Consider the following 25,230-nt stretch of genomic DNA (forward strand, 5'->3'; position numbering starts at 1 on the left):
CGCTCGCTTCGGGCGCCCTCCGTCTTCCAGAATGCGCGTGATCGCGCAGGGCGGGTAGTTTGTCGGGAGGACCCATCCGCACTTGCACTGAGGGCGGCGTCGCGCTATGGTGATCAAACTTGCCAGGGCGACCAAAGGGAGGGAGACGCCGCGGCTATGGGAAAGCGACTCGGCGACTTGCGCCAGCTGTTCACACCGGCCCTGTTGGGGGCGCTGGCGATATACGCCTCGTATCGCTTGCTCGCCTATGCCAGCTACGTGACCAACTTCGGCTTGGAGCCCAGTCCTTTGGGCTATGTGTCGAATCCTCCGTTCATGGTGGGCGCGGCAGTGGGCAACCTCATCTCATGCGCACTGGTGTTCGTGCTCTACGCTGGAGGTCGTCTGCACAGTTACGGCCTGGGATTTCGCAGTCCGCTGGTGCTGGTCGCGGCTATTTATCTGATCGTCGCCTTCGTGCCCCACGAGATCGTGCGGGAGACGGTGGCCATGTCGTTTCTCGGGGTGCTGTGGGGTCTGATGGTCACTGTTGTGGGGTTTGTGGCCCTGGAGCTGCTGGTCGGCACGGCATCGCCCATCGTGCTCATTGTGCAGCTGGCTCTCTCGGCGCTTCTCTTTACGATGGGGTCGTTTGTTCTCGGTCTTTTGCCTCCGACCATCGCCGCCGCCCTGTGCGCCGCGTTGGCCCTTGCGCTTATCCCCGCGATGCAGTGGGGCCGAGCGGCGGTGCGGGTGTCCTCTGTCCCGAGAGTTGTCGGCGGTCTGCCTACGCTGCGTGCCACGCTGCGCGAGTGCTCGACGCCTATCTTGGCCGTGGCGGTGTTCGAGCTGGTGACGGGCTTGGTGAACATGTATGCCTTCACGAGTCACTCGTCTTTCACCATTGCCACCCAGGCGCCTTTGGAAGGCTCGCTCATCTGCGCCGTGCTGCTGACGGTGTTCGTCGTGTTTGCCACGCGCATTCCCCACAGCCGTTTCATGTATCTTGCGGTGTTTCCCGGGGTGATCGCCGTATTTTTGGCATTGCCCTACTTCGGCGACACCTGGGGCCGCTCGCTGAGCACCATCATCTACACGGCTTACACGTTCACGGCGATGCTGTCCACCTTCTGCATGGTACGGGCTTGCCGCCGTGCGGGGGATTGCCTCTACGGGGTGGCGGCAATACTGTCGGCCAGCATGCGCCTGTGCCTGATGGTCGGTCTGGCGCTGGGCTGGTGGTTCGGAAGCCTGACCGAAGGCGGCACGTTTGTGCATCTGTCTATCGTCTGTTCGGTGTGCGTGTACGTGCTGGGGGCGGTGGTGCTTTTGTGGGGCTATCGCAATTCCCGTCAGAAGCCCGTGGTGGAAGTTGTGGAAGTGGTGGTGGAGAAGGAGCCGGAGACTTTCGAGCAGTTTCACGCCGGTCGGGTGGAAGAGCTCGTCGAGCGCTACGATCTGTCGCCCCGCGAGCGCGACGTGCTTGTCGGCCTGGCCCAGGGAAACACCGCGGCGAGCATTGCCGAGGGACTGCACATATCTACATCCACGGCCCAAGGCTATATCAAGAGCCTGTACGTTAAACTTGGCGTGAACAGAAAACAGCAGGTCATCGACTTGTTTCAAAAATAACCAATTTTTAGGGGAGCGGGAATTCCCCTTCTTTTCTAGACTTCGCGCTGCACAGATCGTTTCGTGCGGCCGCACCGTCGGCGCGGCGCCCGCTTGCTCAAGGGGAGGGGCGGGTCGGGCACGGCGATCGCGAGCGAATCCTTAGAAAGGGAGGGATTTCGTATGACGATTTCACGTCGTGACTTTCTGAAGATCGGCGGTGCCTCGTGCATCGTCGCCGGAGCCGGCGCGGCCCTGGCGGGCTGCAGCCCCGCGGGCGGCGAGGCTGAGGCCCCGCTTGCCGAGACCGGCGAGGCGGCCCTGGTGGGCTACGCCCCGGTGAACTTCACCGATGAGGTCGATATCCTCATCATCGGATCGGGCTACGCCGGTCTGGCGGCCGCCATGGCCCCGGCGCTGGCGGGCAAGAAGATCATTATTGCCGAGAAGCAGGCCCAGATCGGCGGCGACTCCGCCACCTCCTGCTGCTTCATGTTCGCCGCAGGCACCGAGCTTCAGCAGGCTGCCGGCAATCCCCTGACGGTGGACGAGTACTGGGAGACCATTAAGGAGAAGCAGACCGCTGGCTGGGAGCAGTACGATTGGTTCGGCGAGTGGGTGAAGGGCAAGACCTACGCCAACACCCATTTCGTCGACTCCGCCATCAACGACTTCGGGGCGAAGTTCCAGGAGCCCTGCACCGAGGCCGAGCTGCCGCGCCTGTTCGGCTCGGTCATCCTGCCCGGTGATGGCATCGGCTCGGGCGGCCCCAACATCCTGCAGCCCATTGCCGCGAAGCTGGGGGAGCTCGGCGTGGAGACCCGCTGCGGCCTGCGTGCCACAGCCCTCATCAAGGATCCCGAGGGTGCCGTCATCGGCTGCCGCTTCGAGGACGCCACCTCCGGTAAGGTGACCGACATCAAGGCCGCTGCCACGGTGCTGGCCACGGGCGGCTTCGCCGACAACGGCGAGATGGTCATGGAGTACCTGCCCGAGTGGGCCAACTACGGCCAGATGGTGCACGGCTGCATCGGCGAGGGCCACAAGCTGGCCGAGGCCGCCGGCGCACAGATGGTGGGCATGGACTCCTCATTCACGTACTGCAACCTGATGGGCGACATTCCCAACTGCACCACCTGGGGCTACTGGACGCCCATCGTGCTGGTGCTGCCCAACGGCAAGCGCTTCATCGAGGAGGCCCAGTCCCACGACGCGGCCCAGGCCGCCGTGGACGCGGGCTATCGCCAGTGGTGGTCCATCTTCGACCAGCGCGCCTTCGAGGCCCGCGCCATCGCGCACTCAGTCGAGGGCAACATCAAGAGCCACGAGGACGTGTACGTGAAGGCCGACACGCTGGAGGGTCTGGCCGCGGGCATGGACGTGCCCGCTGACAACCTGAAGGCCACCTTCGCCCGCTACGACGAGCTCGTGGCCGGCGGCGAGGACACCGACTTCGGCAAGAAGGCGTGGCTCGAATCGCTGCAGCCGCCCTACCATGCGCTGAAGCTGAACGTGAGCCGCTACAAGACCTCCGGCGGTGTTATGGTGGGCCCGAACAATCAGGTGCTCGACATGAATGACGAGGAGATCCCCGGTCTGTACGCCGCCGGCGCCGTGGCGCTCCAGTCCTTCGCAAGCGTGTCCGCCTGCATGTCCACCGGCTACTACACCGGCGAGACCCTGGCCGCCCTGTAAGGAGCCTCCCCCTCCGCGGGCGCCCCGGTGCCCGGGTGAAGCGGCCGTCCCGTTCGCGGGACGGCCGCTTTTTGCGCGAGTTCCCCGTTGCGCATTATTCTGAGTTGCGGTTAAATGGGGCGGTACCCCGAGAGAGATCGAGCGAAAGGAACTGCGTATGACGACGATGAAACTGGCCGTACCCACCATGGGCGAGGCGGGGCTTGCGGCCGAGCGTGCGGGGCATTTCGGCCACTGCGATCGCTTTACCATCGTGACTATCGAGGACGGTAAAGTGCTGTCCGAGACCGGCGTGGTGGAGAACCCGCCCCACGAGTCGGGCGGCTGCCTGCGTCCGGTGGGCCTCTTGGCGGGCGAGGGCGTGGACGCCATCGTGGCCGCGGGTATGGGCGGCCGTCCGCTTGCGGGCTTTAACCAGGCGGGCATCACCGTGTACTTCGACAACGTGCACCCGGTCGTGGGCGATGCCGCGGCTGCCGTGGCTGCCGGCGAGGCCCCCATCATGGATCCCTCCCAGGCCTGCCAGCACCACCACTAGAATCTGCCTGACGCAGATCAACCACCCAGGCGCAGCCGTTTGCGGTTGCGCTTTTTTTGCGCTCGGCAAGGGTCTGTCGCTGGTTTCTCTCACAAACGCATATCGCCGTATTGTGGCCGTTCGCATGTAGCCTCGGTGACGCCATCGCGGACGCTCTTTTGCAATTTTAGGCGATTTTAGGCGAGTTTTGCAAGACAGAAAATGCATGGATAACCAGGCATTTCGTGCGGCAAATTCCTCCTGGTGCCGCGAAAGGGCTCGCTGTTGTCTTACGCGTCTCTGCGGAAAAGGGCAAGCGTTTTGGGCCCCGTTCGGTAGGTGAGGGCTTCGTTGGCGCTTTCGGGGCGATCGCACACGGCATAGCCCTGCTGGGTCAGGCCGATAAGATCGGTGCGTGCGCTTGAATACGATACGTCATGCTTCTGGGCGAACTGCTCGATGGTGGTGGCGTGAAAAGGATCTTCCGCCATCTGGCTCACCAACAGCTTCTGCCGGGCGTTGAGGAAGGGCGCTCCCGCGATGCGCTCTCGTACCGAGGCGAGATTTGCCTCGGTACGCGCGACCTTTATCCTGATCTGGCGCAGTTCGTTCGCGAACACGAGGAGGTTGTAGTGCGTGAATTCGGTGGCGTCGAAGCCCTCCCCACAGTCGTGCGGGGAAAGGGCGGCGTCATAGCTCGGGAGATTGAGGTCATAGGAGCCTTGCTGCCATGCCGTTATGGCCGTTAGGGTGCAGGCGTGCGCCAGCAGCCCGAGGTTGTGCTTTTCCAGAAATGTCTTGCGCAGCAGAAGTGATGTGGCGGCATTGCCCGTGGCGTATGGGGTGAGGGCGATGAGGAAATAGCGCGCCTGGAGCTCTGCCACGATGGGGTGCAAGGCGGTATCGTTCAAGATGTCACAGATGGTGTGCTTGACGGTCTCAGGCGTGTAGTAGTCAAGGTTGAGATACCGGCTGCGGTGCTGCTCGATGTGGGCTAAGACGGGCTGGCTCGCACCGAGACCGACCGAAGGCGGAGCGGCGGAGATGAGCCCGTTGAGTGAATCAAGGTAGACCGGGGTTATGGGGTCTGGAGCCGCTACGATGGGCTCAAGGAATTGCTCGATCAGCGAAAACATCGCGACTCTCTCGGGGGTCTGGGGAGGTATGCGGGCCAGGTAGGCACTCAGGCCCTCACTGGCGTCCACATGGTATCCGTCGATGGTCAGTGCGGCTCCAATGTCGTCGATCATGATCGCGGCCTTGCGCGAGAGGGGGAGAGCTGCAAAAGTCTGGTACTCGACGGTCTGGGAATTGCCCTGGGTTTTCAAAAGCGCGAGGGCCCGCTCCATGTCATGCGTGGGGGCTATCCATGCCGATTCTCCGTCGGAGGTGTGCACGTAAGGACGGAAGGGCAGCGCGAAGCCGGCATGCCGGCGAAGGGCTGTTACCAGCTTCCAGACATATTGCTTCGATGCGCCCTGCGGCAGAGGAAAGCCGTCGAGGTCGCTCCAGCTCAGATACGATTGATTTGCCGCCTCCCATATTCTGCGGAACTCGTCCGTGAGAACGACGGGCGGCGATCCCTCCCCGTTCGTGTTCCCTCCCTTCGCTGAATGAGGCAAGAACCCCGACGTGCATGGAGCCTTCTTGCCCATATTCATTGTAGGAATTGGCGTCGTGCGAAGGCCCGACTCGGCTCCGTTCTCAAAAATTGAGAGCGCGTTGACGTGGTGATTGTCTCTTCGATATAACAGCCTCACACGCCGGAGGGGCGTGTGAGGGCGAGGACAGGAAAGGAGGAAAATGTGAGAGCAGAGGAAGGAAAACAGCCCTTGGCGGCGCTCGGCGCGTTCATCGGCGGCCGTCTCGGTATGGCCGCGGCTGTCATGACCGCGGTGGTGCTTGCCGCATGCCTCATGTTCGTAGGATGCGCCCCGCAGCAGCGGTCGACGACATCCGACGACCAGGGGCTCGCTGACACGGCTTAGCAGGCCGAGCCAGAGCTGGCGGCGGCGTTCGCGTGGACGCCTGACAGCGATTGCGGCATGTGCCACGAGAAGGAGATCGCCAGCCAGCAGGATGCGGCGTGCACGGCATCGAAGCATCCGGATGTCGCGTGCGCGACGTGCCATGCCGACCAGGCGGGTCTTGAGGCCGCTCATGAAGCGGCGCAGCCCGATGGCAAGGGTGCGACGGCGCTGGTGAAGACGGCGGTGGACGACGCGGTGTGCGCTTCGTGCCACAATGCTGCCGATCTGGCAGCCAAGACGACCGAGTCTGCGGTGCTGACCGATAGCGAGGGCACGGTGGTGAACCCGCACGATCTGCCCGAAAACGAGGATCATGCCGCCACGGAATGCACGAGCTGTCACAAGATGCACTCGAGCACGGGAGTCGAGAAAACGGCGACCCGCTATTGCAAGTCGTGCCACCACACCGACGTGTACCAGTGCTACACCTGTCATTCGTAGCGTAATCACGCGGATCTGGCCGGCGGACGAGGTTTCGCGGGTCGAAAACAACAACTGAGAAAAAGAAGGAGTGGGACCAATGGAGAAGAAGCTAACGCGTCGTAATTTCCTTGCTGGAGCCGGCTTCATGGGCGCTGCCATGGGCTTGGGGCTGGCGGGGTGCACCTCGGGCTCTCCGGCTGAGCCGGCTGCCGATGACTCCCTGTCTGCGACAGGCGAGGGCTCCGAGGCGGGTATTGAGTGGGCTCGCGAGGCTGATGTCGTCGTTCTCGGCTACGGCGCCGCGGGCGCTGCGACTGCCATCGAGGCGGCCGACAACGGGGCCTCGGTGCTCATCGTGGAGAAGGAATCGCTGCCGGGCGGTTCTATGGCCCGCTGCGGCGGCGCTATCATGGGCGCAGGCACGCGTGTGCAGAAGGAGCTCGGCTACGAGGATACGCCCGACGACATGTACCAATGGATTATGACCTGCACCGATGGCGCATGCCCCGACTACATCGCCCGCGCCTACGCCGATCGCTGCGGCGCAAATGTCGACTGGTTGGAGGATCTCAGCAAGGCTCATACGGATCAGCAGCTGTTCGAGTACGCTCGCGCTGTCGGCGGCGAGGGCGCCACGAGCGGCTCCTCGGGTGGTGCCGGCTGCCTCGATGCGACGGGCTGCGAGTACGAGAAGTTCGGCTTTTCGAAGGAGACCGCCGCGCCGCGCACGCACTGGGCCACGGCCATGCCCGACAATACCGCCAACTCGGGCCCCGAGCTCTTCTTGCCCCTCTATGAGGCCATTAACGCCCGCGCCGAGCAGATCGAGTCGGTGTTCGACACGAAGTTTGTGAGGTTCATCCTCGACGAGGCCGGTGCGGTCATTGGCGTAGAGGTCGAGGGTCAGAACGGCCCTGAGAACATCAAGGCGAACAAGGGCGTCATGTTGGCCACGGGCGGCTTCTGTGCGAGCGAGGAGATGCAGCAGAAGTTCGTGCCCGAGGCCGTGGGCAAGAAGTGCTACATGTCCGACGCCTGCCAGGGCGAGGGCATCCTAGCGGCCATGGCCATCGGCGCCGACCTGGCCCAGATGTCCTACTACTATCCCATCGCCAAGGCCCAGCAGTACCATTACAACGTGCAGTACAACGATGTGTTCTATCACTGGGATATGGACGACGAGGGCTACATGGAAGTACCCGAGGACAATATGGCCGAGACCCACGGCGGCGTGGTCATCAACGACAAGGCCCAGGTCCTGAACGTGTGGGGCGAGGTCATTCCCGGCCTGTACGCTTCGGGCAACGACGTGGGGACGAACATCTTCGGCAAGCCGGGCAATTACCCCGGATGCGGCTGCTACGTGTCCTTCGCGGTGTGCTTCGGCCGTATCGCCGGCGCCGAGATGGCCCAGGCCTAAGCGCTTCGCAACGAGCGATACTTCCTGCGCCCCTCCGGTTGCGGCCTCCCTCCCTCCCGTGGCCGCTTCTTGAGGTCGGCGAAATCGGCGGGACGTGCGCCAGTTTTGGTGCACGTCCCCTTTCTGCGTTACAATACCCGAAGTTTACGCTCGCGGGCGCACCGGTTGCCCGCCCATCACGAAGGAAGTGCCATGGCCATTAACGCACCTGAAGGGACGCGCGATCTTCTGCCCGATGAGGCGCTGTTCTGGAACCAGTTCAAGCAGACGGCGGCCGAGGTGTTCGGCACCTATGGTTATCTGCCCATCGACACGCCCATCATGGAGCAGACCGAGCTCTTCGTCCGCGGCATCGGTGAGGCCACCGACGTGGTGTCCAAGGAGATGTTCACGGCCATTTCCGGCGAGAATCTGCGCCGCTGGGTGGAAGAGGGGAAGGCCCCGAAGGCGAAAAGCCGCCTGTCGCTGCGCCCCGAGGGCACGGCCGGCGTGGTGCGCGCCGTGGTGCAGCACGATCTGGTGCCCCAAGGGGCGGCGCCCGCGAAGCTCATGTACGCGGGCCCGATGTTTCGTGCCGAGCGCCCGCAGAAGGGTCGCCAGCGCCAGTTCAACCAGGTGGGTGTGGAGTGCCTGGGTGCCGAGGAGCCCACCATCGACGCCGAGGCCATCATCATGCTCATGCGCTTCTACGAGAAGGTGGGCATTCCGCGCGAGTCCATGCGCCTGCTGCTGAACTCCATGGGTTGCGAGCAGTGCCGCCCGGCCTACCGCGAGAAGGTGCGCGCCTACATGGATGCGCATGCCGGCGAGCTGTGCGAGACCTGTCTCACCCGCGCCGAGGTGAACCCGCTGCGGGCCTTCGACTGCAAGAACCCCCAGTGTTCGGCCGTGATGGCGAACGCGCCGAAGATCACCGATCACCTCTGCGATGACTGTCGCGAGCACTACGGGGCCGTGAAGGCCCTGCTCGACGGCGCGGGCGTGGTCTACGAGGAGGACTACAAGCTCGTGCGCGGACTCGATTATTACACGCGCACGGTGTTCGAGGTGCAGGTGGACAACGGCATGGGTTCCCAGAACGCCATCGGCGGCGGCGGGCGCTACGACAAGCTGGCCGAAGAGGTGGGCGGGCGAGCCACCCCGGGCCTCGGCTTCGCCCTTGGCTTCGAGCGCTGCGTGCTGGCCCTGGAGGCGGCCGGCGTGGCGTTCCCGAAGGCCCAGCGCTGCGACTTGTTCGTGGCCTGCGTAGACGACACCGTGCGAGCGCGGGCCTTCGCGCTTGTGCAGGAGTGCCGCGACGCCGGCTTCGTCACCGAGATGGACCACCAGAAGCGCTCCTTGAAGAGCCAGTTCAAGCTGGCCGACAAGCTGGGGGCGGCCCGCGTGGCCGTGCTCGGCCCCGACGAGCTGGACGCGGGCGAGGTGACCCTGCGCGACATGGCCACCCACACCGAGGCCAAGGTGCGCCTGGAGGAGGTCGTCGGCGAGATGGGCCGCGCGATCCTGTAGCACGAGCGCGCTACGCGGTTTGGCACGGCAACACGTTAAGGTCGTGCCCCGTTTTGCTGCCCGATACGGTTTGGGACGGGAGCGCGTCGAGGGCGCGCCTCGCTTTGCTTTGGAGCCGTTGCGCTAGGCAGCCGGAGCGTAAGGCCCGGGGTCGCTGGGCGGGAAATCGATGACGACCTCGCCGGCGGCGACGTTACCCTCGCAGTCAGTGGCGATTACCGCATAGGTGCCGCCCGGCACGGTGAAGCGAAGCTCCCAGATGGAATCCTCGCCATTCACGCGGGTAGTCTCTGTCGAGCGGTAGACAGTGCCGTCCTCTGCCGTCAACGTTACACTGGCGATACCTGATTCATCTCTCAAAGACACCACCGATACGCCGTGCTCGAGGCGTAGCTCCTCCAAGGCGGGAGGCGTCGTATCGCCGACGGCCTCGGCAAGCGGGGTGCTGGAATTGCCGATGATCTCCGGAGTCATCGAGCTTGCGTTCGGCATCAGGTGCCCCGCTGCCACGAGTCCGATGCAGCCGATAGCCGCCACGCATGCTGCTACCGAGACGATGCGCACGCCCCAGTCGATGGGTCGCGTTGGCCGATGGATCGCTCGCGGGCAAGCGCCCTCGGCTAGAGGGTCCTCCACCGCTTGCCGCAAGAGGAGGGACAGCGCCGACCCGAACGGGAGGACTCCCAGCTTGTCCCGCAACTTGCCGAGGGCCCGTTTGATGGTGCGCTTTACCGTGCTCTCGGACACGCCCAGATTCTCGGCGATAGCGGCAAGGCCCATGTCCTGGTAGAACCGCATGAGGATAGCCTCGCGTTCGCGATCGTCCAACTCGCTCCGCAAGGCCGCGGCCAGGCGAGCGCCCTCGTCGCGCCCGCTCGCAATATCGGCGGGATCGGCTTCGCTTGCGGCGGCAAGGCCGGCAGGGCCTTGTGCTTCCAGGCCTTGCAATTCATCGTGCGTCGAAGATGCTTCTCGCGGGTGACGGCCGCGTTCGAGGTAGCGCAGGCACGCGTTGCGTGTCACTGTGTTCAGGTAGCCAACGAAAGCCCGGGGCCGGATGTCGCCTTTATGCTCCCAGGCGATGAGGAACACTTCCTGGAGCACATCGGGCGCAGCCGCGTCGCCGACTTTGCCGACGATGGTGAAGTACTGAGCTTGGGCTGTGCGTAGATAGAGCTCCTCGAAGGCCCTCCGATCGCCGCCTTGCGCCTGCACGACGAGCGCGGCCAACTCCTCGTATGCCCGGTGCTCTCGTGCCAATATGCGACCTCTCGAATGAAGGGAAGGGACTTGCGAGAGTTCTGTCTGCGGATAACCCTCGCGGCTGCGTAGTGTAGCAGATCGGCGAAGATCCTGGAGTTTGCAAGCTTGTGAAGGAAATGTGAATCTGGCAAGATAACAATGAGAAAGGTGACCCGCTTCCCCTGATAGGCGGCTGTTTGTTATTGATGAATTGTCGGCAGGCCCCCGCAACGGCCTGTTAGAGATCGGCCGTTGCGTCAATCTACGAGGAGAATGTTATGGAAAGAAGGGAAGGACGGGCCGCGTTTAGGCTGCTGCGTCCCCGACGGGCCGCTGAGTCCCATGTGCGCCGCATTCAGACGTGCGCCACTTCCTTGCGCGGGATGACGCTGCGCACTGCTCTGACAGTATTGCTCGCCGTGGGTCTGATGCCGTTGTGGGGAGAGGCGCCCGGTATTGAACTTGCGCAAGCGGGAGAGCCAGGAGAAGCTCAGTCGACCGGAGCACGTGCCAACGAGGGCTTCGTGGGCACAACGGATTACAACACCCTGTTCGAGGCTACGAATCTCAATGGCGAGCCGGCTCTCATAGAGGGTTCGACGTTGCGGGCAGGGTCGACCCTCCAGCCCGAGCACTACGATTTCGTGCCGGGAGACCTCTATCCCTACTATATTGTGAGCGACAGCGCGTTTCTCTCGAGGGGGCCTGTTTCCCTGACGGCGAGCTGGACGGTGCGCACTCATGCCGCAGCGAGCCCCATTGTGGAAGCCGAGAAGGAGAAGTATGCGTTCTTCACGTACTTCAGCGTCGGCTTTCTTGATAGGCCCGAGGTGGCGAAAGCTGGAGGTCTTGGGATTTGCACCTATGGGCAAGAGTGGACCACCTCCATGGCGTCGCCGCGGACGATCACCTACGCGACCCGTGCTATTGACGGGGTTAATCAGACGCGTTTCAACGAGAAGGAGCTGCCCGAGTATACGCGGCCCTCGTTAGTCTATGCCTACGATGCGGCTGCCGATACCTTCACGGTGGAGCTGGACGGCGAGCAGACCATGCGCGTTGCGAACGTGCGAAGAGACTACCTGGGAGGAGCTTCAGAGTGCTGGCTGGGTCTTTCGGGCGGCATCGGGTGGCGCAACGATCTGGTGGAGACCCTGGATCCCAGTAATCCGGAAAAATACCCTGCTACTCAGACGCGCACCGTCGGGCTCACATTCGATTCCATGGCATTGCCGAAGTTGGACCCTGAGATCAGCGGAATCTCTCTGTATCGCTACAACGATGCAACGAAGAAGTACGACATTCCGGTGGAAAAGCACGATGTGCTGGGGGCAGGCGAGGTGGTGCAGGTGCGCTGCACCGTGCGCAATAAAAGTGCAGCGGCCTCTGCGGACGGTTTCGACGAGCAGTATTCCATGCACCTGAAGCTGGCTCATACCGCTGACAATCCTACCCAGGGTATCGCGCCCTTTGCGGAGGCCGGTTTTCCCATGGAGGTGGTGGACAAGAACGGTACAGTTACCTCGTCGGTTGAGGGGCCGGGGCCGGAGACGCTTTCCGGTAAGGTCGGTGTGCCCATCACGCTTTCGGGGAACGATCCCGTGTCGGTGACCTACTTTGCCCGCATTAACCAGGCCGATGGTCACGCCGTGAAGGTAAGCCACGAGCTGATCGAAGATACCTTCCAAGGTAGCCAGTTCGCCACGGCAGAGCTTATCGCCGATCAGGAACTAAAGCCGGCGCCTCCCTCGATGGATCCCGACGACCCGGATTCGGGGGCTGGCACGGCCTTTCACTATACGCGTCTGCCCATCGCCAACGAGAACGGGTGGAACCGGTCGCCGGTGGCGGTCACGTTCTATGCCGGCGATTTCGACGAGCTTCTCGTGACCGCTTCGGACGGAGGGGCTCTTGGGACTTTGGCCGATCGCGAGGCATGGCGGCAGACGGCCGATACCGACGGCGTGACCGTGTCGCTTCAAGCGCGCAGCACTGCGGGCGCGCTGTCGAAGAAGGGGACGGAGGCCATCAGGATAGACACCCATGCCCCCGCACTTCGCTGGGATGCCAGTGCGGGAACGTTGACGGCCGACGACAGCGTCCCGCCGAGTTCGGGTAAGGCGGTGGCAGGCGTGTGGAAGGTGTACCGCGTGAAGGCCGACGGGCGAGCGCTCGATACCGACGACGTGACGAAGTCGCCGGTTGTCGGTGCGTCCGCACGTAGCCTTTCGGCGGGTTCCGTTGGAGGCGATCGGGTTGCCATGTCCCGTGCCGAAGGGCAAGCTGCCTGGGATTTTGACCTAACAGACGGCGTCGGCGCGACAGTGCAGACAGTTGCCTCTCCTGCCCCCGGGTTCTATGTGGCCGAGGACGCAGCCGGCAATGTGAGCTCCGTGGTGGAGGTGCGCGAGGCAGATGAGCCGACAACTCCGGGACCAGATGGCCCTGAAGGGCCGGGCGACCAGGATCCGACAGGCCCGGGCGGCCAAAACCCCACGAATCCGCCCGGTTCCGAAACGCCCGGTCCTCCGACGGTGATCATCAAGCCTGACCCGGGAAAGCCCGGCGACACGTCCAAGCCGCTGCCCCCCACCAAGGTGGAAGAGGATCCGGCGGGGAAGCTCTCCCACGCCGTCATCGAGGACGACCTCACAGTCGGTACCGCAAAGGCGTTCCCGTCGGCTGCTGATTTCACGACGCTCTTCTCGGAGCGTTACGACGTTTCCTCGACCCTGTCCGACGGCGCACTGACCTACGGGCCGATTCGCATCTTCAACGCTGACGGTCAGGAGGTGGATGCGGTTGACCGCACGAAGCCCGGTGATTGGGTTATCGAGCAGCGCATTGTCGACTCGGCTGGCAATTCCACCACGATTCGGCTGTTCTATCATGTGCGCGAAGGCGTTATCGACGGATGGCTGGGAAGCGGCAATGCCTCCGATGGCCTCGGCGGAACCGGAGGATCGTCTGGCGGCGACGGCTCTGCGGGGGCCGGGGCGGCTGCGGGTGAGGGGAGGGGCCGCTTCGCCTCCGCGTTGCACGCGCTGCCCCAGACAGGTGGCATCTTCGGGTCCTGCCCGCTGCATGTCCTGTTCGCGTTGATCATGGTGCTGGCCTCGGCGTACGGCATGATGCGCCTGCGCCAGGAGTCCCTCGATTGCAAGGAGCGTTACCGTGAAGCTGTCCGATAAGATGCTCTTCTTCCTGCTCGCGCTAGCCGCCATCGCCTTGCCCACTCTCGGCATGTGCGCGTTCGATCTGCTGTGGGCCGTGGCCGCATTGGGAGTTGTCTCGTTCTGGGCGGTGCTCGTGCACCGTCGCTGCAACGGCCGCTATGATCGCGAGTTCCCCGGGCGCTCCTCGAGCGGAGGCAGGGAGTAGGGCGTCCCGCACTTCTTGGATGCTTTCAACCTTGCGGTTTTCTTTCGGGTATTTGACGGCCTCCGCCTCGGCGGGGGCCGTTCGGGTATAGTGTCACGAAACCTTTGGGCGGGGCAGGGAAAGACCCCGCGTGCGACGGGTTTGCCCGCGGTGCGGCGAGGAGCCGCATTCGGCGGGAGCCCATCAGGAGAGGATGAGATTAGTGGCACAATCTGGTTTGGATTCCCTGCTGGAGGCTCTGCGCCAGTCGGGCATGAACACCGATAACGTGGGCGGCGGCACTTCGGCCGGCCCGCAGACGCCCGGCTCGGGCTCGGCCTCTGGCTCCGGCGGCTCCGGCTCCGGCTCGGCCGGCGGCTCTGGAGCCTCGGGCTCGCGCGGCGGCGTGGGCGGTTTCGGGGGCTTCCCGTTCGGGGGCTTCGGCGGATTCGGCGGCGCAGGCAACGGCGGCGGACGCGGCCGGGGCGGCTCGGGTGCGGGCGGCAACGGCGGCCCCACGGTTGATTTCGAGTTTCTGGCCAACGACTTCCACCTGCCGTCCAAGAAGTGGCTCGCGGTGCTGATTCTGGTGGCCCTGCTCGTTATCGCGGGCGCCTACTGGTGGTTCCACCCGTCCATCAACATTCACTCTACCGACTTCTGGGGCTTTGTCTTCATTGTCATCCTGCTGCCGCTGTTCCTCATCTTCTGGGTGCGCAGCAAGCAGTACAAGACCGGCACCAAGGAAGTGACGAAGAACGAGGGCAAGGCCAAGACCTTCCGCATCCTGTCGTTTGTGCCGGTGGCGGTGGTGGTGCTCGTGGCCATCGGCGCTGTCATGTCCATGTCCATCTTCCCCGGCAATGCCGAGAAGTATTCCAACGTGCTGAAGACCGACACGCTGGAGTTCGCCCAGGACATCAAGGAAGTGAACTACAGCGAGATTCCCGTCATCGACCGCGACTCGGCCATTCTGCTGGGTAACCGCGAGATGGGCTCCATCCCCGAGTACGTGAGCCAGTTCGAGGTGTCGAACCTGTACTCCCAGATCAACTACCAGGGCACGCCGGTGCGCGTGAGCCCCTTGGGTTACGCCGACCTGTTCAAGTGGTTCACCAACCGCGACGGCGGCATTCCGGCCTACGCTCTGGTGAACATGACCACCCAGGACGCCGAGATCGTGCGCTTGGGCGACAATCCCATCTACTACTCCCAGAGCGAGCCTTTGGCCCGCAACATCGACCGCCATGTGCAGCTGAAGTACCCCTTCTACATGTTCGGTGAGAAGTCCTTCGAGATCGACGAGGACGGGCATCCCTGGTGGATCTGCCCCGTGCGCGACTTCACCATCGGGCTCTTCGGCGGCGAGACCATCAGCCGCGTGGTGCTATGCGACGCCACCACGGGCGAGACTCAGGACCTGTCGGTGGAGGAGTGCCCCGAGTGGGTCGACCGCGTGTTCCCGGCCGAACTGCTCATCCAGCAGTACAACTGGTGGGGCTCCTACAACAACGGGTGGCTGAACTCGTTCCTCGGCCAGGAGGGCGTGGTGCGCACCACGCCGGGCACCGACGGCACGCTCGGCTACAACTACATCGCCAAGGACGACGATGTGTGGGTGTACACCGGCGTCACCTCGGCCACGGCCGACAACTCCATCATCGGCTTCGTGCTGGTGAACCAGCGTACCCAGGAGTCCCACTTCTATTCGGTGGCCGGCGCCACCGAGGACTCGGCCATGGAATCGGCCGAGGGCCAGGTGCAGAACTTGCGCTACACATCCACGTTCCCGCTGCTCATCAATGTGGGCAACCAGCCCACGTACTTCATGGCCCTGAAGGACGGCGCGGGCCTCGTGAAGAAGTTCGCCATGATCGACATCCAGCGCTATCAGAACGTGGCCGTGGGCGATACGGTGGCCGACACCCAGAAGGCCTACGAGGCCCTGCTGGCCACCAACGGCGTGGTGTCCGAGAGCGACGGCGGCACGGCCACCGACGTGAAGACCGTGAAGGGCACGATTCGCTCGCTCAACCAAGCGGTCATCGAGGGCAACACTCACTTCTATGTGACCCTGGAGGACGAGGACGGCAACATCTTCGACTTCGCGCTGCCGGGCCTGCTGGATATCGTGGGCTATAAGGTGGGCGACACCATCAACTTCACCTACGTTGAATCGGCGGGCAGTAACGTGAGCCCCGCCTACGAGATCTTGGGCGGCGACGGCAAGGCCCCGGCGACGGAGGATGCCGCAGGTTCGGATGGCAGCGCGGCTGGCGACGCGGGCGCCGAGGGCGCCCCGGCTGACGCAAATGCGGATGGCTCGGCAGCTGCGCCGACTCCTGCCGGCGACGAGAATGCCTCTGGCGAGCCCGAGGACGACGTTGTGGAACAGAACGGTGCGGCCCAAACCCCCGAGGAGGTAGCTGCCGGCGACGACACGAAGCAGGCGGCATAGCTCCAGCAGCTTTCAAACTAAGGTTTAAAACGGACGGGACCAATCCCGTCCGTTTTTTGTTTCCCCAGATCAATGCTAAGGTTTATAGAGGGGGTTACAGCTTTAAACTTCTTTTTTCCGCTTGGTCGATGTGCGATTTCGACGCGGCGTTCATAGTGCGTGGTGCAGCGAGGGAGCTGCGGCGGATGGGGCGAGGGAGCCCCTCCGAACCTGAGGCAGCAGCCGCTGCGCCGCGATCCGGGAAGGCCGGGGGCGGAACCCAGAGAGAGGGAAAGGGAGTTCATCATGACCAAGTCCACTATGTCTCGTCGCGACCTGTTCAAGTTCGGTGGCGTAGCCGCCATGGGTGTGGCCGCTGCCGGAGCGCTCGCCGGTTGCGGGCAGCCCAAGCTCGCCGGCACGGGCGACGCCGCAGGTGCGGCCGGGGACGGTTCCACCTACATGGGGCCGAGCTTCCTGAACAAGCCGGCCGAGATCACCGATTTCGCCGAGGAGCACACCTACGACGTCGTCGTGGTCGGCGCGGGCGAGTCGGGCCTGGCCGCCATTCACGCCGCCCTTGAGGCCGGCGCCACCGTGGGCGTGCTGCAGAGCCTGTCCATCGTGCAGACCGCCGGCAACATGGGCGCCTCCATCGATCTGACCAAGACGAGCGAGGCCGGCATCAAGGCAGCGCTTTCCTTCATCAACTACAAGAGCGACTACCGCGCCAATATGGGCCAGGTGGAAACCTGGGCCCGCAACTCCCAGGAGGCGCTGGCCTGGTGGGCCGAGGCGGCGGCCAAGGGCGGCAGCGAGTCCAAGCCCTACGACTACGTGGTGAACTGCAACGGCCACGATGTGTACTTCCATGCCAACACCTACTTCCATGACGAGGGCCATCAGAAGGGCGCGCTCGTGATCGGCGAGCAGGTGCAGGAGGAAGGTGCCGAGATCTTCTTCGAGACTCCTTGCGTGCAGCTCTATATGGAGGACGGCCGGGTGGCCGGCGCCATCGGCGAGACCAAGGACGGCGGCCACGTGCTGCTGCGCGCCTCCAAGGGCGTCATCATGGCCGCGGGCGACTACGTGGGCGACTCCGAGATGCTCGAGTTCTACACTCCCGACGCCAAGGGCCTGCACCAGGCCGTGGACTTCCGCAACGGCACGGGCCTCAAGGCCGCCATGTGGGTAGGCGCCCAGATGTGCCCCGCCTCCCACACCAAGATGGTGCACGGCGAGGGCCCGAAGGTGCGCTTCGAGATGCCGTACTTGTTCCTCGACCGCCACGGCAAGCGCTTCATGGACGAGGGCTGCTGCCGCATGGGCTACCTGAACGAGTTCACCAACAAGTACCTGGCCGAGGTCGACTTCGCCGAGTCCACCGCTGTGAAGTTCTTCTCCATCGTGCCGACCAACTGGCAGGAGCACTACGACGCCTGGGAGTCGTTCTCCGACATCTCCATCCACAACGCCTACCGCAACGTCGATCCCGAGGCCTGGATCAAGGGCGAGACCCTGGAAGAGCTGGCGGCCAACATGATCGCGTTCGCCGACGAGGAGGGCTGGGCCCACGACTACACCGTGGAGGCCATCGTGGAGTCCATCAGCCACTACAACGAGCTGGTGGCTGCTGGCGAGGGCGACGCCGACTTCGGCAAGCGCGACGAGTACATGGTGCCCATCGAGGCCCCCTGCTACGCCGTGCCGCGCGGCGCCAACAACATCGACGCCTTGGTGGACGGCCTGTGGTGCGACGACAACTTCCAGTGCCTCGACGCCGACATGCAGCCGATCGAGGGCCTGTTCGCCGTGGGCAACGCCTCTGGCCCCTTCTTCGGCAACAGCAATTACCCGATGGACATCGAGGGCCTGTCGGTGGGCCGCGCCATCACCACCGGCTTCGCCACGGGCCGCTACGTGGCGGGTCTGTAAGTCATCCCCCGTTCTGCCGCCCCTGTTCCCTCCCCACGGTGCGGCGGAACTCTCCCTCAAAGCCGGCGATCTTCGGGTCGCCGGCTTTGCCGTGTATAATCACCTTGCATAAGGAGGGACGCCCATGACCGAGAAAGCGGAATCGAAGGAAGACCGCCGCGCGCTTCTGCGGGGCGGCCGTCGCTATGTCGTGGCCTACGGGTGCGCCCGGGCCTGGGCCACGCTCACCTTCACCGGGGCGGGCGCCGGTGCCGGAATGCTGGACGCGGTACCGTGGTCGTTCGACCCGCACCTCACCTTCGATGCGGCCTACATCGCCGTGAGCATCCTCATGGTGCTGCTGTTTCGCCGCTTCATTCCCCTCAACGAGAACCGCCTGGTGAAAGTCGTGGCCGCTGCGGGCATGATCGTCGCGTCGGTGCTGTGCACGCTGGCAGTCTGGGTGCCCGATGCATCCTTTGGGCTCGTGGTGGCCGGATCTCTGGCGGCCGGTGTGGGTTACGGGCTCTTCCTGCTTCTGGCGGCTGAGGTGCTGGCCACCTTCAGCCTTCTGCGCATCTTCCTTTTCCTGGCGGGCGCCATGCTGCTCGGCACCGTCGTCACTTTCTTCTGCCAGGGTATGGGCCTGTGGCAGGCCCAGTGCGCGCTTGTGCTGCTGCCGGTGCTCGCGGTGCTGTACCTGCGCGATGCCTACGCTCACGTGCCCGAGGCCGAGCGCCCCAAACGCGGCGTGCCGAAGTTCTCCTACCCGTGGAAGCTGTTCGTGCTCTACGGCCTGTACGCCTTCGCCTACGGCATGCGCGCCGACCAGCTGGTGGCGGGTGCGGGGCGCCATTCGTCCCTTTCCACGGCCATCATCATGGCGGTGCTGTTCGCGACGGCCTACTTCGCCTCGCGCCGCTTCAACGTCGGGCTTCTGTACCGCTCGCCGCTCGTGCTCATGGTGTGCGGCTTCCTGCTCATTCCCGCCGAGAGCCTGTTCGGCTCGGCGGTATCAAGCTACCTCATCGCCATCAGCTACTCGCTCATGTCGTTTCTCGTGATGTTTCTGCTCTACGATATCTCGAAGCGGCTCGGCGTGGCCATTGTGGCGTTCATGGCTGTCAAGAACGCCGAGCAGCTGTTCCAGGTGGCCGGCGGCGAGGTGCCGGGGCTTCTGGCCTTAGCGGGCCTTCCCGTGCCCACGCAGGATCTGGTTACGACCGTGGTGGTGAGCGTGCTCATCTTGGGCGCCACGGTGCTGCTGTTCTCCGAGAAGGAGCTGGCGAGCAAGTGGGGCGTGTCCATCCTGGAGGAGGGCGGTCTCGTGCAGCGCACCGAGGAAGAGGAGCGGGTGGGCGAGCGCGTGGAGGAGCTTGCACGCACCTACCGGCTGAGCCCCCGCGAGGAGGAAGTGCTCGCGCTTCTGGCCGACGGGAAGACCGGCCGTGTCATCCAGCAGGAGCTGTTCATCGCCGAGGGTACCTTCAAGGCCCACACGCGCCACATCTACGAGAAGATGGGCATCAACTCCCGCAAAGAGCTTTTCGACCTTTTGGGCGTGGGGAAGTAGGGGCACGCTGGGCCGTCCGGGGCATATTTTCTGCAAAGTGGGGAAAATACCCTTGACGCGGGGGATAAGCGCCCTATACTGAACAGGCTGCCCAAAGTGGGCGGCAAGAGAACAGATATGTTCCGCTACTTAAGACAGCAGGTACTGAGCCTGTCCGCCCCGGCGAGAACGTTTCGGAAGAAACGGCACTGGCAGGCGCGGGAGCTCGGTTTAATCGCGCAAGCGGCCCGCCGAGGTGGTCGACATTCGCATCCGTGAATTCGTGCGGCCTCCGTCTTATGGGCGGGGGCCGCTTTTGCTTCTCAGGCTTGCGGCCCACCCACCAGGTGCGGAACCCGGAAAGCTTTGAGAAGGAGGTGTACGTACAACATGCCCAACGCTCAGAACAAGGAGATGCTCGCCAGCATCAAGGAGGATCTCGACGGCGTTTCCGCCATGTGGGTCGTGGACTACCGCGGCCTCACGGTGAAGGAGATGCAGCAGCTGCGTCGCGACATTCGCGAGACTGGCTCGGTGCTGAAGGTCTACAAGAACACGCTGGTTCACCTGGCGCTGTCCGAGGCCGAGCTGCCGACCCTCGACGATATGCTCGCCGGCCCCAGCGCGTTCGTGTTCTCCGGCAACGACGTGGCCGCTTCCGCGAAGGCCCTGAAGACCTTCGCCAAGGCCAACCAGAACCTTGAGATCAAGGGCGGCCTGATGGAAGGCGCTGCCGTGTCGGCCGCGGAGGTGGAGGCTATCGCTTCTCTGCCCTCTCGCGAGCAGCTCATGGCTCAGATCGCCGGTGCCATCTCTGGCGTCGCTCGTGGTCTGGCCACCACCATCAACGGTGTGCCCCGTGGCCTGGCCCAGGTCGTCAAGGCCGTGGCCGAGCAGAAGGAAGCTGCCTAACAGCTCGGGCGGCCTGAGATGGGCCGCGTAGCAACGAAGAAAACTTGGCCGGCACGAAGAGGCGCCGGCCCCCTTTGAAAGGAAACTAACATGGCTGTTACTCGTGAAGAGATCATTGAGGCTCTGAAGGAGATGTCCCTGCTCGAGGCTTCCGAGCTCGTGAAGGACATCGAGGAGACCTTCGGCGTGTCCGCCGCCGCTCCGGTGGCCGTGGCCGCCGCCGCTCCGGCTGAGGGTGGCGCTGCCGCCGAGGAGAAGTCCGACTTCGACGTCGTGCTCGAGGGCTTCGGCGACAACAAGATCGCCGTCATCAAGGTTGTCCGCGAGATCACCGGCCTGGGCCTGAAGGAGGCCAAGGAGGTCGTCGAGGGCGCTCCGAAGCCGGTGGCCGAGGGCGTTGCCAAGGACAAGGCCGAGGAGATCAAGGGCAAGCTGGAAGAGGCCGGCGCCGCTGTGACCCTGAAGTAAATTCGCTTTCGCGAATACTTCAACCGCCTTTACGGCTATACGGAACCCCGCTTACGAGCGGGGTTCTTTTTTTGGCGAGAGAAGCTGTTTCGGATGCACTGCGTTGCTGCGATTTTCGCTGTTCTGAGAAGAAAATTGCGGTTTTCGTAATCGAAAATGCCTTACCGTTAGAAACGACGTTAGCCCACCTGGGAAAACGTGGATGTAGAATGCGAAATTACGCTGTCGGACTACGAAAACCGTGATTTTCTTCTCCATTTGGGGGGTAGGTGAAGCAGCGCGAGAGGCGGTGCGCGAGAAATAGCACGAGAGGGCCTTGGGAAAGTCTGGGCCTTGGAGGATTTGGGAATCTGGAGGGAAACGGAAGCGTGGGGGACCGGGGCCTTGGGGAGTTGGAGCTAGCCGAGCCACGCTTCCAGGGACTCTATGTCGCGGCGGGCCTGGGCCTGACCGGCTTCGTAGGAGCGCACGAGGGCGTCGTAGTCGGTGGTCTTGTTGGCGACCTCCATGGCATCGGGGTAGAAGACCCAGGCGGCGCCCGTCTTCTCCAGGTGCTCTATCTCGTCGCAGAGCTCGTTGTAGGGCTGCCACCGGGCGATGGTGCGCTCGGCCACCACGGGGTGCTTGCGGAAGGCGGCACGGAAGAGGCGCTGCTCAAGGGAGCCCATGGGCTTCTTGCGGTAGCCGCGGGGCTGGGTGCGGATGATGCAGAAGCGCTCGAAGCCGTCGGCGCGGGCGGCGTTCAACAGGATGCCCCAGCTCGCTCCCATGCCCCCGTCCACGTAGGTGCGACTCCCGATGGTCGTGGGCGGCATGAAGATGGGCATGGTGGACGACGCGCGCACCATGAGCCCCACGTCGCGGGCCTCTCTCATGTCGGCCTTCGTGAAGGCCACGGTCTCGCCGGTGTCCCAGTCCAAAGCCTCGATGTGCACGTCGGCGGGGTTGGCGTGGAAGGTGTCCCAGTCGAAGCGCATGGGGTCGTCGGCGGGCGCGGTCTCGATAAGCTCCTCGTACAGGTAGGGGCCGTTGAAGTAGCCGTGGCCGGCCAGGAAGCTCTTCCAGCCGCCGAAGCGCGGGTACTGCACCAGCTCCACGAAGCTGGCCCGGGCGCGCACGGCGTCGCGCACCAGGTAGTTCACCGTGTGGCTCGACCCGGCCGAGATGCCGTAGACGCGCCCGAAGTTGATGTTGCGCGCGAGCAGCTCCACCACCACCGGCGCCGTGTAGCTGTTGCGCATGCCGCCGCCCTCAAAGATGAGCGCCACGTCGGGCTGGTTGATGGTAAGGCTGGCTTGGTCGGCAATCGGCATGTCGCTGCTCCGTTTCGCGGGTTTTGCTCGAGTGTGTCAGCTCCTAGTTTCCCACCTGCGTGGCGGAAATTCCCTGAGAGCTCGACAAAAGGCCCGCAGGCGATGGGGTCAAGCGCAGCCCGTGCACCGTGGCACGAGATGTGCGCCACCCAATTCTGTGTGGAAACAGCCGCACGGTTTTCCGTACCATGCTCTCATCGCGCGAAACGGAGAAGAGACGAGCGCGGTATTCGAAAGGGATGGAGCCGCTCGGGCGTTCCGTTCTCGACCGCGACGAGCGGGAGGGGGACGGGGTGTCGGGGTGCCGTTCCGGGTATACCGCGCGACAACACGAGAAGGGGGAGTTATGGGCGATAACGAGAAGTGCGCCATCGAGAACCTCTCTGAGGACACGCGTCCGATCGAATTCGTGAAAGACGGGAAGATGCACCGCCGCACCTTCATCAAGGGCGTCGGCTGGATTACCGTGGCAAGCGCCTTGGGGCTCGGTGCCGCGGGATGCGCTCCGGCCGAGAAGGCGGCCGACAACCTGGCCGAGACGGGCGCGGGCACCGATGAGGCCGCCGAAAAGCTGGCCGCCACCGAGTACTCCTACGCGTGCTGCAGCTACAACTGCACCTCGCGCTGCCTGCTGAAGGGCCACGTGCGCGACGGCAAACTCGTGGCCGTGGAGCCGGGCGAGATGCCGGGCCGTCCCGATTACGCCAACGCCTGCACGCGCTCCATGTCGTTCATCGAGCGCGTGCAGAACGAGGACCTGCGCGTCATGTACCCCATGAAGCGCACGGGCGAGCGCGGCAGCGGCGAATTCGAGCGCATCAACTGGGATCAGGCCATGGACGAGATCGCGGTGCGTCTGGAGGAGTCGAAGGAGAAATACGGCCCCACCGCCTGCTCGTTCTACTCGTTCACGGGCAACCAGAGCAAGCTGGCCATGCAGTCGGCCACGCGCTTCGCCGGATGCTACGGTGCCACCACCTGGGACATCGAGGGCATCATGGGCGATCACGGCGCTTCCATGGGCATGAAGATGGTCTACGGCGTCATCCGCGGCGCCCACGACACGCGCGACTACGAGCAGAACTCGAACATGGTGGTCATCTGGGGCCGCAACTTGGCCGACACTCACACGAGCGAGCTGCGCTACATTGTGCGCGCCCGCGAGCGCGGTGCGAAGATCGTCTACATTGATCCGCGCTTCTCCTCTACCGCCACCATCGCCGACCAGTGGATTCCCATCCGCCCCGGCGGCGACTCGGCGCTCGCGCTCGGCATGATCAACTGGATCATCGCCAACGACCGCCACGATAAGGAGTTCCTCGCCAAGCACAGCTGCGGCAGTTTGCTCGTGCGCGACGACGACGGGAAGTACCTGCGCGGCGAGGGCGATGCCTACATGGTGTGGGATCCCGCGTCCGGCAAGGCCGTGCCCGCCGACACCGAGGGCGTGGAAGCACCCATCGAGGGTTCCTTCGACGCTGACGGCGTGGCCGTGAAGCCGGCCTTCGTGCATCTGAAGGAGCGGGCGGCCGAGTATCCCTTGGAGCGCGCCAGCGAGTTGTCGGGCGTGCCGGTGGACGTCATCGAGACCTTCGCCCGCGAGTACAGCGAGGCGAAGCCCGCGGGTATCCGCATGGGTCAGGGCATGCAGCGCACCTACAACTCCTACCAGTCGTTCCGCACGGTGGCCGTGCTGGCGGCGGTGGCGGGCTACGTGGGCGTGCGCGGCGGCGGCGCGTCCCACGCCGGCGGCACGAAGGCCAACAAGCCCGTGCCCGGCGAGACGGCGCCCGAGTTCCTCTACGACGAGTGGGCCGATACCGGCGAGAATGCGGCGAACATGGTGAAGAGCTCGCTCATTTACCAGTGCGCCGTGGAGCATGACCCCGTGCGCTGCGACTTCATCTGGTTCAACGTGTCGAACTTCCTGAACCAGAGCCCGGACGCCCACCGCATCATCGACGAGGTGTTCCCGAACATCTCCACCATCGTGGTGGCCGACCCCTGGTGGACCTGGACGGCGAAGTACGCCGACTACGTGCTGCCCGCCACGAGCCTGTGGGAGTACTGGGACCTGTACGACCGCGCTCCCTGGGTGTTCCTCGTGAAGCCGGCCATCGAGCCGCTCGGCGAGAGCAAGTCGGACTGCGAGATGATGACTATGCTGGCCGAGCGCGTGGGCCTGGGGCATTTGTGGAGCAAGACACCTGAGGAGTGGGTGCGCTCCTGGCCGAATCCCGAAAGCTCCGCCTTCGAGGGCTTCGACTTCGACGAGGCGCTGAAGGAAGGCATGTGGGGCATGCCGACGGGCATCTACGACGAGCCGCTCATCGTCTTCGAGGACCAGCAGTACCAGACCCCCACGGGCCGCTTCGAGTTCTACACCGAGGACATGGTGGAATTCGACGAGCAGGTGCCCCTGCACACGCCGGCCATCGAATACTCCAACCCGGAGCTGGCGGCGAAGTACCCGCTCATGCACCTCACCTACCACGATCGCATGAACGTGCACACCCAGCACTGCGACTGCCCGGCGCTCCATGCGGTGCAGATGGAGCAGACGCTGCAGATCAATCCCGTGGACGCCGAGGCCCGCGGTATCAAGCACGGCGATGTGGTGCGGCTGTTCAACGACCGCGGCGAGGCGAAGATGACGGCGTTCGTGACCGAGGGCATCATGCCCGGCGTGACGGCGGCCCAGGCCGGCTGGACGCCCGAGCACGTGCTCGGCGGCAGCCACCAGTACCTCAGCCACCTGACGCTGAGCCCCGCCGAGGAGCACTACTCGCAGACCAACAGCGCGTTCAACGACATCATGATCGAAGTTGAGAAGGCTTAAGGGGGAATC

The 25,230-nt window shown here is 64.2% G+C and carries 18 protein-coding genes; 15 read left to right on the forward strand and 3 right to left on the reverse strand.

From position 1 onward, the window contains the following. Positions 1-156 precede the first annotated feature (156 nt). From AAK988_RS03505 to AAK988_RS03515, 3 genes are all read left to right on the forward strand, one after another. Positions 157-1,611, forward strand: a complete 1,455-nt coding sequence (locus AAK988_RS03505) for a helix-turn-helix transcriptional regulator (protein ID WP_369880427.1) — start codon at positions 157-159, stop codon at positions 1,609-1,611. A gap of 162 nt (positions 1,612-1,773) precedes the next feature. Then, the gene (locus AAK988_RS03510; protein ID WP_369880428.1) at positions 1,774-3,285 is read left to right on the forward strand and encodes an FAD-dependent oxidoreductase; all 1,512 of its coding nucleotides are present in this window, start codon (positions 1,774-1,776) and stop codon (positions 3,283-3,285) included. Between the two features lie 157 nt (positions 3,286-3,442). After that, positions 3,443-3,823, forward strand: coding sequence for a NifB/NifX family molybdenum-iron cluster-binding protein (locus tag AAK988_RS03515; protein WP_207668500.1), 381 nt, complete (start codon positions 3,443-3,445; stop codon positions 3,821-3,823). 269 nt (positions 3,824-4,092) lie between these two features. Here AAK988_RS03515 and AAK988_RS03520 read toward each other — a convergent pair whose 3' ends face one another. Next, positions 4,093-5,457 (reverse strand): hypothetical protein, encoded by a 1,365-nt coding sequence (locus AAK988_RS03520; protein WP_369880429.1) that lies wholly within the window; start codon positions 5,455-5,457, stop codon positions 4,093-4,095. A 150-nt stretch (positions 5,458-5,607) separates the two neighbouring features. Between AAK988_RS03520 and AAK988_RS03525 the strand changes: the two genes are divergently transcribed. The 4 genes from AAK988_RS03525 to hisS all read left to right on the forward strand — a co-directional run bounded on the left by AAK988_RS03525 (position 5,608) and on the right by hisS (position 9,184). Then, a complete protein-coding gene (locus AAK988_RS03525) occupies positions 5,608-5,790 on the forward strand; it encodes a hypothetical protein (protein WP_369880430.1) in 183 nt (60 codons plus the stop codon). Between the two features lie 57 nt (positions 5,791-5,847). Continuing rightward, positions 5,848-6,273 carry a cytochrome c3 family protein gene (locus AAK988_RS03530; protein WP_236650698.1) on the forward strand — a complete coding sequence of 142 codons (426 nt, stop codon included), beginning with the start codon at positions 5,848-5,850 and terminating at the stop codon, positions 6,271-6,273. 79 nt (positions 6,274-6,352) lie between these two features. Next, positions 6,353-7,675: an FAD-dependent oxidoreductase gene (locus tag AAK988_RS03535; protein ID WP_262999905.1), complete on the forward strand. Its 1,323-nt coding sequence runs from the start codon at positions 6,353-6,355 to the stop codon at positions 7,673-7,675. A gap of 192 nt (positions 7,676-7,867) precedes the next feature. Continuing rightward, entirely contained in the window at positions 7,868-9,184 is a 1,317-nt protein-coding gene (gene hisS, locus AAK988_RS03540; protein ID WP_150839253.1) for a histidine--tRNA ligase, read from the forward strand. A gap of 123 nt (positions 9,185-9,307) precedes the next feature. Here hisS and AAK988_RS03545 read toward each other — a convergent pair whose 3' ends face one another. Beyond that, positions 9,308-10,444 carry an RNA polymerase sigma factor gene (locus AAK988_RS03545; RefSeq protein ID WP_369872868.1) on the reverse strand — a complete coding sequence of 379 codons (1,137 nt, stop codon included), beginning with the start codon at positions 10,442-10,444 and terminating at the stop codon, positions 9,308-9,310. Between the two features lie 506 nt (positions 10,445-10,950). Here AAK988_RS03545 and AAK988_RS03550 point away from each other — a divergent pair. From AAK988_RS03550 to rplL, 7 genes are all read left to right on the forward strand, one after another. Continuing rightward, positions 10,951-13,617 carry a hypothetical protein gene (locus AAK988_RS03550; RefSeq protein WP_369880431.1) on the forward strand — a complete coding sequence of 889 codons (2,667 nt, stop codon included), beginning with the start codon at positions 10,951-10,953 and terminating at the stop codon, positions 13,615-13,617. Continuing rightward, positions 13,601-13,807 (forward strand): hypothetical protein, encoded by a 207-nt coding sequence (locus AAK988_RS03555; protein WP_135970087.1) that lies wholly within the window; start codon positions 13,601-13,603, stop codon positions 13,805-13,807. Before AAK988_RS03550 ends, AAK988_RS03555 begins: the two co-directional genes overlap by 17 nt. 202 nt (positions 13,808-14,009) lie before the next feature. Further along, on the forward strand, positions 14,010-16,244 hold the full coding sequence (locus AAK988_RS03560; protein WP_369872870.1) for a Tat pathway signal sequence: 2,235 nt from the start codon (positions 14,010-14,012) through the stop codon (positions 16,242-16,244). A gap of 285 nt (positions 16,245-16,529) precedes the next feature. Continuing rightward, positions 16,530-18,158: an FAD-binding protein gene (locus tag AAK988_RS03565; RefSeq protein WP_369872872.1), complete on the forward strand. Its 1,629-nt coding sequence runs from the start codon at positions 16,530-16,532 to the stop codon at positions 18,156-18,158. A gap of 124 nt (positions 18,159-18,282) precedes the next feature. After that, complete coding sequence (locus tag AAK988_RS03570; protein ID WP_369872873.1) at positions 18,283-19,710, forward strand: helix-turn-helix domain-containing protein; 1,428 nt, start codon at positions 18,283-18,285, stop codon at positions 19,708-19,710. A 369-nt stretch (positions 19,711-20,079) separates the two neighbouring features. Next, positions 20,080-20,601: a 50S ribosomal protein L10 gene (gene rplJ / locus AAK988_RS03575; protein WP_028027043.1), complete on the forward strand. Its 522-nt coding sequence runs from the start codon at positions 20,080-20,082 to the stop codon at positions 20,599-20,601. A 90-nt stretch (positions 20,602-20,691) separates the two neighbouring features. Beyond that, positions 20,692-21,069 (forward strand): 50S ribosomal protein L7/L12, encoded by a 378-nt coding sequence (gene rplL / locus AAK988_RS03580; protein ID WP_135970084.1) that lies wholly within the window; start codon positions 20,692-20,694, stop codon positions 21,067-21,069. A gap of 398 nt (positions 21,070-21,467) precedes the next feature. Here rplL and AAK988_RS03585 read toward each other — a convergent pair whose 3' ends face one another. Further along, entirely contained in the window at positions 21,468-22,382 is a 915-nt protein-coding gene (locus tag AAK988_RS03585) for a patatin-like phospholipase family protein (RefSeq protein WP_151430284.1), read from the reverse strand. 346 nt (positions 22,383-22,728) lie between these two features. Between AAK988_RS03585 and AAK988_RS03590 the strand changes: the two genes are divergently transcribed. After that, the gene (locus AAK988_RS03590; RefSeq protein ID WP_369872874.1) at positions 22,729-25,221 is read left to right on the forward strand and encodes a molybdopterin-dependent oxidoreductase; all 2,493 of its coding nucleotides are present in this window, start codon (positions 22,729-22,731) and stop codon (positions 25,219-25,221) included. The last annotated feature ends 9 nt before the right edge of the window (positions 25,222-25,230 follow it).

Origin of the sequence: Adlercreutzia muris (assembly GCF_041223505.1) — a bacterium.
GTDB lineage: Bacteria > Actinomycetota > Coriobacteriia > Coriobacteriales > Eggerthellaceae > Adlercreutzia > Adlercreutzia muris.